At 63.1% G+C, this 12,944-nt stretch carries 12 protein-coding genes; 1 reads left to right on the top strand and 11 read right to left on the bottom strand.

Going from position 1 to position 12,944, the window contains the following annotated elements; genetic code table 11:
• Positions 1 to 18: 18 nt before the first annotated feature.
• The 3 genes from C6Y56_RS06580 to C6Y56_RS06570 are packed head-to-tail and all read right to left on the bottom strand — an operon-like array spanning position 19 to position 2,039.
• A complete protein-coding gene (locus C6Y56_RS06580; RefSeq protein ID WP_169429206.1) occupies positions 19 to 636 on the bottom strand; it encodes a TPM domain-containing protein in 618 nt (205 codons plus the stop codon).
• Between the two features lie 28 nt (positions 637 to 664).
• Complete coding sequence (locus C6Y56_RS06575; protein ID WP_169429205.1) at positions 665 to 1,417, bottom strand: TPM domain-containing protein; 753 nt, start codon at positions 1,415 to 1,417, stop codon at positions 665 to 667.
• Between the two features lie 13 nt (positions 1,418 to 1,430).
• Entirely contained in the window at positions 1,431 to 2,039 is a 609-nt protein-coding gene (locus C6Y56_RS06570; protein WP_169429204.1) for a LemA family protein, read from the bottom strand.
• A 260-nt stretch (positions 2,040 to 2,299) separates the two neighbouring features.
• Here C6Y56_RS06570 and bglX point away from each other — a divergent pair, with 260 nt between their 5' ends.
• Positions 2,300 to 4,591 (top strand): beta-glucosidase BglX, encoded by a 2,292-nt coding sequence (gene bglX / locus C6Y56_RS06565; protein ID WP_169429203.1) that lies wholly within the window; start codon positions 2,300 to 2,302, stop codon positions 4,589 to 4,591.
• A 147-nt stretch (positions 4,592 to 4,738) separates the two neighbouring features.
• On the opposite strand, the gene C6Y56_RS06560 is transcribed toward bglX, so the two are convergent.
• From C6Y56_RS06560 to C6Y56_RS06525, 8 genes are all read right to left on the bottom strand, one after another.
• A complete protein-coding gene (locus C6Y56_RS06560; RefSeq protein WP_169429202.1) occupies positions 4,739 to 5,896 on the bottom strand; it encodes a phospholipase D-like domain-containing protein in 1,158 nt (385 codons plus the stop codon).
• A gap of 1 nt (position 5,897) precedes the next feature.
• On the bottom strand, positions 5,898 to 6,488 hold the full coding sequence (locus C6Y56_RS06555; protein WP_169429201.1) for a YceI family protein: 591 nt from the start codon (positions 6,486 to 6,488) through the stop codon (positions 5,898 to 5,900).
• A gap of 81 nt (positions 6,489 to 6,569) precedes the next feature.
• Positions 6,570 to 7,340 carry an IclR family transcriptional regulator gene (locus tag C6Y56_RS06550; protein ID WP_169429200.1) on the bottom strand — a complete coding sequence of 257 codons (771 nt, stop codon included), beginning with the start codon at positions 7,338 to 7,340 and terminating at the stop codon, positions 6,570 to 6,572.
• Positions 7,341 to 7,399: 59 nt separating this feature from the next.
• Entirely contained in the window at positions 7,400 to 8,857 is a 1,458-nt protein-coding gene (locus C6Y56_RS06545) for an amidase (protein WP_169429199.1), read from the bottom strand.
• A complete protein-coding gene (locus C6Y56_RS06540; protein WP_169429198.1) occupies positions 8,854 to 10,164 on the bottom strand; it encodes a citrate-proton symporter in 1,311 nt (436 codons plus the stop codon). The genes C6Y56_RS06545 and C6Y56_RS06540 overlap by 4 nt, the downstream gene beginning before the upstream one ends.
• A 79-nt stretch (positions 10,165 to 10,243) precedes the next feature.
• Positions 10,244 to 11,419, bottom strand: coding sequence for a M20 aminoacylase family protein (locus C6Y56_RS06535; protein WP_169429197.1), 1,176 nt, complete (start codon positions 11,417 to 11,419; stop codon positions 10,244 to 10,246).
• Between the two features lie 144 nt (positions 11,420 to 11,563).
• Complete coding sequence (locus C6Y56_RS06530; RefSeq protein ID WP_169429196.1) at positions 11,564 to 11,866, bottom strand: amidase; 303 nt, start codon at positions 11,864 to 11,866, stop codon at positions 11,564 to 11,566.
• Positions 11,863 to 12,942, bottom strand: coding sequence for a serine hydrolase domain-containing protein (locus C6Y56_RS06525; protein WP_169429195.1), 1,080 nt, complete (start codon positions 12,940 to 12,942; stop codon positions 11,863 to 11,865). Before C6Y56_RS06525 ends, C6Y56_RS06530 begins: the two co-directional genes overlap by 4 nt.
• Between the last annotated feature and the right edge of the window lie 2 nt (positions 12,943 to 12,944).

Below are 12,944 nucleotides of genomic sequence, written 5' to 3'. Positions count from 1 at the left end.
CTTACAACACTGCCGAAACTACCCCAACACCACCAACCGATTCGGCAACTCATTCCTCACCTGCGTCACCGGCACATGCACCTTGAGCAACTCGCCGCACGCCTCGATGCAAGTGACAAAACCCTGCAACGTCTGCCCCTGACGCACCTGCTCGGTAAACACCGCGACAATCGAGTCCCAGCTCTTGTTATCCAGTTTTTTGGAAATCCCTTCATCCACCAGAATTTCCACATACCGCTCCGCCTCGCAGACAAAAATCAGCATGCCGGTGCTGCCCACCGTGTGGTGCAGGTTCTGTTCGAGAAACTGCCGCCGCGCCAGGTTCGAGGCGCGCCAGTGCCGGACGTGGCGCGGGACCAGATGAGTGGTGACCTTGGGCAAACGAAACACCAGGCACAGCACGACAAAACTGACCCACTGCACCAGCAACAGGCTGTGCATCGTCAGCCAGCCGGTCAGGTAATGCACGATCCCCGGCACCACGAGCGCCAGCAGGCTGGCCCACAGCAACGGGATGTACGCGTAGTCGTCGGCGCGGGCCGCGAGCACCGTCACCAGTTCGGCGTCGGTGTCGCGCTCGACCCGGGCGATGGCCTCGGCGACCTTGCGTTGTTCGTGTTCAGTCAGTAATGCCATGTCGTGTTGTGCCTGCTCATTATTGTTATCACCAGCCGCCGGAGGAACCGCCCCCGCCGAAACTGCCACCGCCGCCGCTGAAGCCCCCGCCTCCACCGCCGCCGCCAAAACCACCACCACCGAAGCCGCCCCCTCCTCCGGAACCGCCCCGGCCGGCGGGAAGGATACCGAGCATCTGGCAGACAAAAACAGTCAGGATGAACAACATCACCAGAAATACGAACAATGCCGGGTGCCGCGAGACGAAATCGTCCGCGGGATCGCCGGCCGATTCATACACCGTGGAAGGTTCGTCCAGCGGATTGCCGCCCAGCACCACCAGCATCGCCGCCACGCCGTCGCTGATGCCCTTGCTGTAATTGCCGGCCTTGAACGACGGCGTGATGACCTGATGAATGATCACCGAACTCTGCGCGTCAGTCAGGCGATCCTCCAGCCCGTAGCCGACTTCGATGCGCAATTTGCGCTCGTCCCGGGCGACGATCAACAGGGCACCGTTGTTCTTGTCCTTCTGGCCGATGCCCCAGTGCCGGCCGAGTTCGACGCCATAATCCTCGATGGTGGCGCCTTGCAGGTTCGGCAACGTCACAACCACAAGCTGCTCGCCGGTCGCCTGTTCGTGAGCCTGCAACTGCTGGCTCAATTGCGCACGTACCGACGGCTCGATCATCTGCGCGTCGTCCACCACCCGCCCGGTCAGCGCCGGGAAGGTCAACTCGGCCCGGGCGCTGACGGCGAACAGCCACAGCATCAGCACCAGGCCCATTTTCAGCACACGCATGGGCATCCCCGGCTCAGAACTTCACTTCCGGGGCCTTGTCCGCGCCGGGGCTGGTGGCTTCGAAGGTCTCGCGGATCGGCAGGTCGCTGTACATCACGCTGTGCCAGAGGCGACCGGGAAAGGTGCGGATTTCGGTGTTGTACTTCTGCACCGCCAGGATGAAATCCCGACGGGCCACGGCGATGCGGTTTTCCGTGCCTTCGAGTTGCGATTGCAGGGCGAGGAAGTTCTGGTTGGCCTTGAGGTCCGGGTAGCGTTCGGACACCACCATCAACCGGCTCAACGCACCGGTCAGTTGATCCTGAGCCTGCTGGAACTGCTTGAGTTTTTCCGGGTTGTCGAGGGTGCTGGCATCGACCTGGATCGACGTTGCCTTGGCCCGGGCCTCGACCACCGCCGTCAGCGTGGCCTCCTCGTGTTTGGCATAGCCCCTCACGGTTTCCACCAGGTTGGGGATCAGGTCGGCGCGGCGCTGATACTGATTCTGCACCTGACCCCACGCGGCCTTGGCCTGTTCGTCGAGGGTCGGAATGTTGTTGATGCCGCAAGCGGTCAACAACGTGGCCAGCATCAGCAGGGTGGCGACCTGCAAACGCGAGCGGTAGACAGGACTGACATTCATCGGACGGGTGCTCCCTTGCACATTTCATGAATAATGAATCGCGAAACATTCTCAGCCGGCGGTTACGGCATAATCGCCCGCGCCACTGGATTGCGGCGGGCCGATGGGCTAAAAAGAGGCCCTGCGCGATCACGTCGCCGAAACTTTCGACGTACATTCGGCTGTCGTTTTCTGAATCAGCACCCGAACAACAATAGTCGCTCCCTAAATTTTGGCTGGCCGGTGTTGTAACGCCGTTTAGGCCCTTGAGAAAACTATTCATGAAGAAGCTGTGTTTGCTGGGCCTGTTCGTCAGCCTGGCCAGTCATCAGGTACTGGCCGCCACGACCCCGGTCCCCCTGGAAAACAAGGACGCGTTCATCAGTAACCTGATGAAACAAATGACCCTCGACGAGAAGATCGGCCAGTTGCGCCTGATCAGCATCGGCCCGGAAATGCCCCGCGAGCTGATCCGCAAAGAGATCGCCGCCGGCAACATCGGCGGTACGTTCAACTCGATCACCCGCCCGGAAAACCGTCCGATGCAGGACGCGGCGATGCGCAGTCGCCTGAAGATTCCGATGTTTTTCGCGTACGACGTGATCCACGGTCACCGTACGATTTTCCCGATTCCGCTGGCCCTGGCGTCGAGCTGGGACATGGACGCCATCGGCCAGTCCGGGCGCATCGCCGCCAAAGAGGCGGCATCCGACAGCCTCGACATCACCTTCGCGCCGATGGTCGACATCTCCCGCGACCCGCGCTGGGGCCGCAGCTCCGAAGGCTTCGGTGAAGACACCTACCTGACTTCGCGCATCGCCAAAGTGATGGTCAAGGCCTATCAGGGCGACACGCCGAGCGCAGCCGACAGCATCATGGCCAGCGTCAAGCACTTCGCCCTGTACGGCGCGGTCGAGGGCGGTCGCGACTACAACACCGTCGACATGAGCCCGGTGAAGATGTACCAGGACTACCTGCCACCGTATCGCGCGGCAATCGATGCCGGCGCCGGCGGCGTGATGGTCGCGCTGAACTCGATCAACGGCATCCCGGCCACCGCCAACACCTGGCTGATGAATGACCTGCTGCGCAAGGACTGGGGCTTCAAGGGCCTGGCGGTCAGCGACCACGGCGCGATCTTCGAGCTGATCAAGCACGGCGTGGCCCGCGACGGTCGCGAAGCGGCGAAGCTGGCAATCAAGGCCGGCATCGACATGAGCATGAACGACACCCTGTACGGCAAAGAGCTGCCGGGGCTGCTCAAGTCCGGCGAGATCGAACAGAAGGACATCGACAACGCCGTGCGTGAAGTCCTCGCCGCCAAGTACGACATGGGCCTGTTCAAGGATCCGTACCTGCGCATCGGCAAGGCCGAAGACGATCCGGCGGACACCTACGCCGACAGTCGCCTGCACCGCGCCGACGCCCGTGAAGTGGCCCGCCGCAGCCTGGTGCTGCTGAAAAACCAGAACGAAACCCTGCCACTGAAGAAAGCCGCGAAAGTCGCGCTGGTCGGCCCGCTGGCCAAGGCCCCGATCGACATGATGGGCAGTTGGGCCGCCGCCGGTCGTCCGGCGCAGTCGGTGACCCTGTTTGACGGCATGAGCAATGTAATCGGCGACAAGGCGAACCTGATCTACGCCCGTGGCGCCAACATCACCAGCGACAAGAAGGTTCTCGACTACCTGAACTTCCTCAACTTCGACGCCCCGGAAGTGGTCGATGACCCGCGTCCGGCCAATGTGTTGATCGACGAAGCGGTGAAAGCCGCCAAAGACGCTGACGTGGTCGTCGCGGCCGTGGGCGAGTCCCGTGGCATGTCCCACGAATCGTCGAGCCGCACCGACCTGAACATCCCGGAGAACCAGCGTGAGCTGATCCGTGCCCTGAAAGCCACCGGCAAGCCGTTGGTGCTGGTGCTGATGAACGGCCGTCCGCTGACCATCCTCGAAGAGAAAGAACAGGCCGACGCGATTCTGGAAACCTGGTTCAGCGGCACCGAGGGCGGCAACGCCATCGCCGACGTGCTGTTCGGCGACTACAACCCGTCGGGCAAGCTGCCGGTGACCTTCCCGCGCTCCGTGGGCCAGATCCCGACCTACTACAACCACCTGAGCATTGGCCGGCCGTTCACGCCGGGCAAACCGGGCAACTACACCTCGCAGTATTTCGATGACACGACCGGGCCGCTGTTTCCGTTTGGTTTCGGCCTGAGCTACACCGATTTCAGCTTGAGTGACATGGCGCTGTCGTCGACCACCCTGAACGCCACCGGCAAGCTCGACGCCAGCGTCACAGTGAAAAACACCGGCAAGCGTGACGGCGAAACCGTGGTGCAGTTGTACATCCAGGACGTCACCGGTTCGATGATCCGTCCGGTCAAGGAGCTGAAGAACTTCCAGAAGATCATGCTCAAGGCGGGCGAGCAGAAGGTCGTGCACTTCACCATCACCGAAGATGACCTGAAGTTCTACAACGCCCAGCTCAAGTACGCGGCCGAGCCTGGCAAGTTCAACGTGCAGATCGGCCTGGATTCCCAGGACGTGACGCAGCAGAGCTTTGAATTGCTGTAACAGTTTTCACACTGCAAAAACCTGTGGGAGCGAGCCTGCTCCGGGCGGCGATCCGACGATGAGGCCATGACATTCAATATCTATGTTGTCTGTCGGACCTCTATCGCGAGCAGGCTCGCTCCCACATTTGGTTTTGAGGTGTAACGACTAGCCGCGTCTGTCGAGCAGGTTGACCACCACCCGATCCACCCAGCCCCAGATCCGCTGCTTCACCCGCCGCCACAGCGGCCGGCGCTGCCATTCCTCCAGGCTCACCTGCTGACTCAGGCCGAAGTCTTTCTCGAAACTCGCCACCACCGCTGCCGTCAGTGACGGATCCAGCGCTTCCAGATTCGCTTCAAGGTTGAAGCGCAGGTTCCAGTGATCGAAATTGCACGAACCGATGCTCACCCAATCGTCCACCAGCACCATTTTCAGGTGCAGGAAACACGGCTGGTATTCGAAGATTTTCACCCCGGCCTTGAGCAGGCGCGGGTAGTAACGATGCCCCGCGTAACGCACCGACGGGTGATCGGTGCGCGGCCCGGTCAGCAGCAGGCGCACATCGAGCCCGCGGGCGGCGGCCTTGCGCAGGGAGCGGCGGATTTTCCAGGTCGGCAGGAAGTACGGCGTGGCCAGCCAGATACGCCTCTGGCCGCTGTTCAGGGCGCGGAACAGCGATTGCAGAATGTCGCGATGCTGGCGAGCATCGGCATAAGCCACGCGGCCCATGCCCTCGCCCGTGTCCGGCACTCGGGGCAATCGCGGTAGGCCGAAATGCGCGTTGGGCCGCCAGGCCCGGCGATGGCGGTTGGCGATCCATTGGCGGTCGAACAGCAATTGCCAGTCGAGCACCAAGGGGCCTGTGATCTGCACCATGACCTCGTGCCATTCGCTGGTGTCGTGGCCCGGCGTCCAGAACTCATCGGTGACCCCGGTGCCGCCGACCACCGCCAGACGCTGGTCGACCAGCAACAGCTTGCGATGATCGCGATAGAAATTGCCGACCCAGCGCCGCCAGTTCAGCCGATTGTAAAAACGCAATTCGACCCCGGCACCGGTCAGCCGCCGGCGCAACGTGAGGGTGAAGGCGAGGCTGCCGTAATCATCGAACAGGCAACGCACCCGCACGCCCCGCTCGGCCGCCAGCACCAGCGCCTGAACCACGGCTTCGGCGCAGGCACCCGCCTCCACCAGATAAAGCTCCAGTTCGATCTGCTCACAGGCGCGGGCGATTTCCTCAAGCATGCGCGGAAAGAACTGCGGGCCGTCGATCAACAGTTCGAAGCGGTTGCCGTCACGCCACGGGAACACTGCGCCGCGCATGTCAGCGCGCCGTGAAGATCAGCACCGCACCCACCGGCACCGACAGACTGATGGCCGACAGGCCGGCCATGTTGCGCAAGGTTTCCAGGCCCGGCAGCAGATCGAAATCCTCGGCGCTGATCACCAATGGTTCCAGCGTCACCACTTGAAAGCGTCGGTCATCAAGCCGAGTGGCGAGCAGTTCGGCGGGGTATTCATGCTGTTTGCCGTGCAGGTTGACGGTCAGCGGCAGGCGCAATTCAAGCTGCGCCCCGGGGGCCAGATCATTGATCGGGCGCAGGTCGATCTGGGTGGTGATGGTCGCTTCGGGGAATTGCTCGATCTGGAACAGTTCCTTGCGCATGCGCTCATCGCGCAGCGGGATGCCGCTGTTGATCGAGTCCAGTTCGACCTCGACTTCGGCGCGGCCATCGGGATCGACCTTGCCATGCAGCACCAGAAAGCGCTGCACTTCAGAAATATTGGTGTTTTTCGTGCTGACGAACGACAGCCGCGACGACTCGCCGTCCAGATACCAGTTGGCCTGGGCCGGCAGCGCGGCGGCGCCCAGCAGCAGGCCGGCGAAGGCGTTGCACAGAGTACGGTTGAACATTGAAGACTCGTGGGGCCGATAAACCTGCACGAACCTTAACTGGCCGTGGCGTTATTGCAAGCTGTCAGTCTCTGCAAACGCTCAGGCCAACGCCTGCTGCACCTCGCCGATAGTCGATGCGAGGCTGTTGAGGTGCAGGCTCAGCACCCGCTCCACCGGCGCCTGATCCATCGGCCAGTGCAGCGCCATGCTGCCGACCAGCCGCCCTTGCGCACGGATCGGCAACGCCACCGCACGAATCAGGAACGGCAGGCGCACCGGATACTCCCAGTAACCTTCGGTGCGCTGGCCAAAGCCCTGATGCAAAGCTTGTTCGGTGGCCTGCAATACACCGTCATCCGCCAACCGTTCGCGCTCGGCCAGACGTTTCACGTCCTGGCTGTCGAGTTCGCCGAGGCGCGCCCGGCCCATTGCCGAATGAAACAGGCTCGCGTGATGGCCGACGATCTGGCAGTTGGTTGGATAGCGCTTGCGCAACACCTGCGGGATCGCACTTTCCATCACTTCAACCCGTTCGCCGTCGAAGCACGACAGATCCGCCACCAGTCCGGTGCGCTCGCTCAGCTCCAGCAGCATCGGCGCCGCACTTTCCACCAAATGACGCTTGAAACGTTGCTGACGATCACCGAACAGCCGTTTGGCGCACAAGCGGTAGCGGCGGTCGCTGAGGCCACGATAGATCCAGCCCTGCTCCTGCAAGGTCGCGAGCATCCGAGACACCGTGGCCTTGGGCAGGGTCGTCAGGTAATGCAATTCCTCCAGCCCCAACGCCTGATGCTCGCCGAGCAATTCGACGATGGCCAGCGCCCGTTCGACCGAGCGCACGCTGCCGGTGTCTGCCTTGCTGCCCATATGTTCGACCTCCATGGATGCGGATCAAAGATCACTTCGCCCAGCAAGATGCGGGCCGCTCAGGCCGATTGCAGGCATGCCGGCGGTCGCCGCTCGACCCAGCGGGTCAGTTGCTCATGAGCATAGGCCAGTTGCAGCACCGCCCGATCCGCCCGGGCCGGGCCGATGATTTGCAGGCCCATCGGCAGCCCGGCCGGGTTGAAACCCACCGGCACGCTGATGCTCGGCAGCCCCGCCAGGGTCGGGCCGATCACCACTTCCATCCAGCGGTGATAGGTGTCCATGGTCTGCCCGCCGACGACTCGCGGCCACAGTTGCCGTGCATCAAAAGGGAACACCTGGGCGGTGGGCAACAGCAGGAAATCGTAACGCTCGAACAACTCGCTCACGGCGCGATACCACTCGCTGCGAGCGACCGATGCCTGATAGACCTCGGCAGCGGTCAGACGCAAACCGCCTTCGATTTCCCATTGCGCTTCGGGTTTGAGCAACGTCCGTTTTTGCGGGTCGGCATAGGCGGCGCCGAGGCTGCCCTGCACCAGAAAATGCCGGTGCGTGAGCCAGGTTTGCCACAGGCGTTCCATGGAAAAGTCCGGCTGGCAGGCCTCGACGTGGCAACCCAATGCACTGAAATCCGCCAGCGCCGATTCGCACAGGCTCAACACGCCATCGTCCATCGGCAGATAGCCATTGTAATCGCCAAGCCAGCCGAGGCGCAGGTCGTTGCAGTCCTGGTGCAGATCCAGCCCGAAATCCCGTGGTTCATCGGCCAGCGACAGTGGCACTCGCGCATCGTAGCCAGCCTGGGTCGAGAGCAATCGTGCGACGTCGGTGACCGTGCGCCCCATCGGACCTTCGGTGGCCAGTTGCTGGACGAACACTTCCGGCATCGGGCCGTGAGGCACACGGCCCTGGGACGGGCGGAAACCGAACACGTTGTTGAACGCCGCCGGGTTGCGCAGCGAGCCCATCATGTCGCTGCCGTCGGCCACCGGCAGCAGACGCAGGGCCAGCGCCACCGCCGCCCCGCCGCTGCTGCCGCCGGCGATCAGGCCCGGATCGTAGGCGTTGGTGGTGGTACCGAACACGCTGTTGTAGGTCTGCGAGCCGAGGCCGAATTCCGGGACATTACTCTTGCCGATGATGATCGCCCCGCAGTCGCGAACCCGCGCCACGCTGATCGCATCGTGCTGCGGCACTTGCTCGGCGAACAGCGGCGAGCCGAGGGTCGTGCGCAATCCGGCAGTGGCCGCCAGGTCCTTGATCGCCTGGGGCATGCCGTGCATCCAGCCTCGGGACTCGCCGCGATCCAGTTGCCGGTCGCATTCATCGGCCTCGCGCAGCAGCACGTCTTGCGGGCGCAGCGACACCAGCGCGTTGACCGCCGGATTGAAGCGGTCGATGTGCGTCAGATACGCCTGCATCACCTCGCGGCACGACACCTTGCGGGCATGGATCGCCCGGGACAGCGCATCGGCGTCGAGGGCGACAATCGGATCAATGGCTAACGGACTCACGGTTTCACTCCCAGGTTGAGCGCAACGGGTTTCTTCGCACGCGGGGCCTCCTGCAAACAGTAAGTACCGAGCAGGGTCAACAGGCAAGCGAACAAGACATAGAACGACGGCGCCACCGGGGTGTTCAGAACTTTACTCAGCCAGGTGACGATCAGCGGCGCGAAACCACCGAACACCATCACCGCCACGTTGTAGGCCACCGACACGCCAGTGGAGCGAACTTCAATCGGGAACTGCTCGGCCAGCGCGGTCGGGGCCGGGCCGAAGAACCCGCCAATCGCCGTGCACAGCAACAGTTGCATCACCAGCAGGCGCTCGATCGAAGGCGCCGCCGCGACCCACATATACAGCGGGTAGACCATGACGAAGAATGCCAGGGTGAAGGCCATCAGCACCGGCCGCCGACCGAGGCGATCCGACAGTGCACCGGAGAACGGAATCACCACGGTCATCAGCCCCACCGCGAGCATCTGCACCAGCAACACCTGATCCAGCGGCAGGCCGAGGCTTTTGTGGGCGAAGGTCGGCATGTTTACCAGCACCACGTAAAACGACACCGTCGCGCCACACGCCAGCCCCATCGACACCAGCAGGCTGCGGCGATGTTCACGCAGCACTTGCCACAGGCCGGGCGCGGCGCCTTTGGCCTTCTTGCGCGCTTCAAGAAACTCTTCCGGTTCTTCCATGTGCTTGCGAATCCACAAGCCCACCGGGCCGATCAACAGGCCGAGCACGAACGGAATCCGCCAGCCCCAACTGTCCAGCGCTTCGGGGGAAAACAGATGCGTGACCAGCGCCACCATCGCCGCGCCACTGAACACCGCCAAGCATTGCCCGACCAGTTGCCACGAGCCGTACAAACCCTTGCGATGGGCCGGCGCGCTCTCCACCAGAAACGCCGTGGCGCTCGCATATTCACCGCCCGTGGCAAAGCCCTGAAGCATCCGCGCCACCACAATCAGCAAAGGCGCACCCATGCCGATAGCGGCGTAGTTGGGTGCGAAAGCGATCAGGGCGATGGACACGGTCATCAGGCGGATGATCATCTGCATCGCGGCCTTGCGCCCTTTGCGGTCGGAGTAGATGCCGAGCAGGATGCCGCCCACCGGACGCATGAAAAAGCCGACGCCGAACGTCGCCAGCGCCATCAGCAGCGAAGCGTAGTCGTCGTCGGACGGGAAAAATTGCCGGGCGATGATGCTCGCCAGAAAGCCATAAACGATGAAGTCGTACCATTCCAGGGCGTTGCCGATGACGGCGGCGACCACTTGCCGGGTACGCGAAACGCCTGCGTTCGAAGGCTGCATGGGGATTCTCCAGAAGCTGTAGATTGACCACGCAGGCACGTGCGCACCTGCGTTCCAGCGGCAGCAAAAAGTGAAGAAATCAGGCCGGCTTGAGCCAGCTCTCGGTGAGCGCGCCCCAATACGCCGCGCCGGTCAGCAGGATGTCGTCGTTGAAGTCGTAGGCCGGGTTATGCACCATCGGCCGCGCCACGCCGTTGCCGATGAACAGGTAGGCGCCGGGGCAGCGCTGGAGCATCCAGGCGAAGTCTTCGCTGCCCATCAGTTTCGGGGTGTTGCCATCCACGGCGTCGGCGCCGACCAGTTCGACGCCGACCTGACGGGCGAACTCGGTTTCAGCGGTGTGGTTGACCAGTACCGGATAGGCCGGGCGGTGTTCGAGGGTCGAGGTGCAGCCGAAGCTTTCGGCCTGGGACTCGATGATCGAGCGCACGCGATGGAGGGTCTGTTCGCGGACCTCGGCATTCAGCGCACGCAGGCTCAGGCGCAGGATCGCCTGTTGCGGGATCACGTTCGCCGCTTCGCCGGCCTGCAATGCGCCGACTGTCACCACCGCCGCCTGCTGCGCATCGATGTTGCGCGCGACCACGGTTTGCAAAGCCATCACTACACTGGCCGCAGCGACCAGCGGATCCACGGCCAGATGCGGCATCGAACCGTGACCGCCGACGCCTTCGATGGTCACCGTGAGCAAGTCCTGCGAAGCCATCATCGGCCCTTCGCGAAAGCCCAGATGCCCCGCCGGCAGGCCCGGCATGTTGTGCATGCCGAACAGCGCATCGCACGGAAAACGTTCGAGCAGACCGTCGGCGAGCATCGCTTCGGCCCCGCCCTGCCCCTCTTCGGCGGGCTGAAAAATCAGCGTCAGGGTGCCGTCAAACTGGCGGGTCGCGGCCAGATAACGCGCCGCGCCGAGCAGCATCGCGGTGTGTCCGTCGTGGCCACAGGCGTGCATGCAGCCTTGATGGCGGCTGCTGTAGGCGACGCCGGTGTTCTCGATGATCGGCAGCGCATCCATGTCGGCCCGCAGCCCGAGTTTGCGCGTGCTGCTGCCGTTGCGCAGCACGCCGACCACGCCGGTCTTGCCGATGCCGGTGTGGACTTCATAGCCCCACTCCTGGAGCGACCGGGCCACCAGCGCCGAGGTGCGGCTTTCCTCGAAACCGAGTTCAGGGTGAGCGTGAATGTCCTGGCGGGTGGCGTGCAGGTCGCCGGCCACGTCGTTGAGCCAGGCCAGAATATGCTGATGTCGGGGCATGACGGTTCTCCTCGCGCGGGTGTTTCCCGGTCTTGTTGTTCGCTATGAATTCACGACACATCAACGGCAGGTCGTGCTCACCGCCAGATAACCGCGAGACACGCGAGAGGACAATCGAATGTGGTTCCACAGGGTGGAACCGGATCAGGGTTGCAGGCGACAGCCCTGGCGTTCGCCTTGCCACTGGGCGCTGTTGCGGCGTCCCAGGCCGCTGGCGGTGACGATTTTTTGCGTGCGGTCATCGGTCAGTTCGCTGGGCAGCCACTGCTTCACGTAGCCCCGGCAATATTCGGCGTCGTTGTTCATCACATAACGGCACGAACAATATTCCTTGGCGGTGTAGGCGCTGATGATGTCCGGGAAGGCCCACAGGTTTTCGCGCTCGTGCCAGCCCCAGCCCAGCAGCACGATCAGGAGCACCAGCAGGATTTGTCTGAACAGTTTCATGGCCGCACCGCCCCCAGCACACGCTTGAGCAATTCGTTGTGGCTATAGCTGCCGTCGCGATCATCGGCATAGCGAACGATCACCAGTTTTTCGCTGGGGATCACGTACAGAGCCTGGCCCCAGTGGCCGAGGGCGGCGAAGGTGTCGGGCGGTGCGTCGGGCCATGGCGAGGCGGCGCCGTCCGCCGGGCGATTGAGCCACCAGTGGCCGCCGGGCACGGCTTCGTCCTGATGGACCTTGTAGCCGGCAAAGGGTTGGCGGTTGAAAGCGACCCAATCCCCGGGCAGCAATTGCCGGTCGTTCCAGCGTCCGTCCCGTTCCATCAGCAGGCCGATTCGCGCCAGATCCCGTGCCGTCAGGTAAGCGTAGGAAGACGCGACGAAGGTGCCCGTGGCATCGGTTTCCCACGTGGCGTGGCGAATGCCCAAGGGATCGAAAAGCGCTGTCCACGGGTAGTCCGGATAACGTTGCGGGTCGACGATGGTTTTCAGGGCGGCGGCCAACAGATTGCTGTCGCCACTGGAATAGCGGAACGCCTGACCCGCTGGCGCGTAACTGTCGTGATCGGCAGTGAAGGCGGCCATGTCGCGGTGGCCACGGGTGTAGAGCATGGCCACCACCGAGGATTTCAGCGGGGCATATTCGTAATCTTCCTGCCAGTCGATGCCCGAGGCCCAGTGCAGCAGATCCTTGATCGTGATGGCCGGGTGTTTTTCCAGCACCGGGTAATATTTCGCGGCCGGGTCATCGAGTTTGAACAAACCTTCGCCGTAGGCCACGCCCAACACCGTGGCCATCAGGCTTTTGCTGATCGACCAGGTCAGGTGCGGGGTGTCGGCGGTGGTCGCGGCGGCGTAGCGTTCGTAGATAACCTGGCCGTCGCGGATGACCAGCAAGGCGTCGGTGCGGATGCCTTTGCGGGTGTTGTCATCGCGGGTCGGGAAGGCATAGGCCTCCAGTGCCTCGACGGCCGGGCCGTTGAGTTTCGGGCCGGTCGGCCAGTCGTCAGCCGGCCATTGTTCGGCCTGAACCGTGAAGCTGATCAGCAACAGAAACAGGGACAGGCCTTTGAACATGG

It is taken from the genome of Pseudomonas fluorescens, from assembly GCF_012974785.1.
Taxonomy (GTDB): domain Bacteria; phylum Pseudomonadota; class Gammaproteobacteria; order Pseudomonadales; family Pseudomonadaceae; genus Aquipseudomonas; species Aquipseudomonas fluorescens_BT.
The sequence above is the reverse complement of the archived record's forward strand: the minus strand, read 5'-3'. Positions and strand labels throughout refer to the sequence as shown.